Raw genomic sequence first — 472 nt, forward strand, 5'->3', positions numbered from 1 at the left:
ATATATATTCTAATTCAATTGATTACACACTCTTATTGGTATAGAATTTAGTTATACATAAATTGGTAAGAGGTGTAAACTAATGAAGATTAATAAATTACCACATGCAGAACTAAAACTGATGAAATATATTTGGGGAGTGGATGATATCTTAGCCTCAAGGGATGTCATAGAAGCTATGAAGTTAAAGTATAATTGGAAAAAGAGTACAACACTAACATTCCTAAAAAATTTAGTAGGCAAAGGATTTTTAACTACTGATAAGGTAGATAGATGTACATATTATACTATAGCTATAAAGGAAACAGATTATTTAAAGGTCGAGACAAAGAGTTTCTTTAGTTTCATGCACAATAATTCATTTAAGAGTTTAATTTCAGCCTTACATGATGATGAAGTTTTAGATAGTAAAAGCTTAGATAAGTTAGAAGAGTATTTTAAAAATTTAGAAGAAGATGATATTGATGAATAA

The 472-nt window shown here is 27.1% G+C and carries 1 protein-coding gene; it reads left to right on the plus strand.

The genetic code is table 11. The annotated features are described in order from the left end of the window. Nucleotides 1-82 precede the first annotated feature (82 nt). Nucleotides 83-472 (plus strand): BlaI/MecI/CopY family transcriptional regulator, encoded by a 390-nt coding sequence (locus IC173_RS20410; protein ID WP_227856210.1) that lies wholly within the window; start codon nucleotides 83-85, stop codon nucleotides 470-472.

It is taken from the genome of Clostridioides sp. ES-S-0048-02 (genome assembly GCF_020658495.1).
Lineage (GTDB): Bacteria > Bacillota > Clostridia > Peptostreptococcales > Peptostreptococcaceae > Clostridioides.

Bases quoted from the DNA above. Each gene is read 5' to 3' on its own strand.
- IC173_RS20410 (WP_227856210.1), top strand. From the start codon at position 83: ATGAAGATTAATAAATTACCACATGCAGAACTAAAACTGATGAAATAT.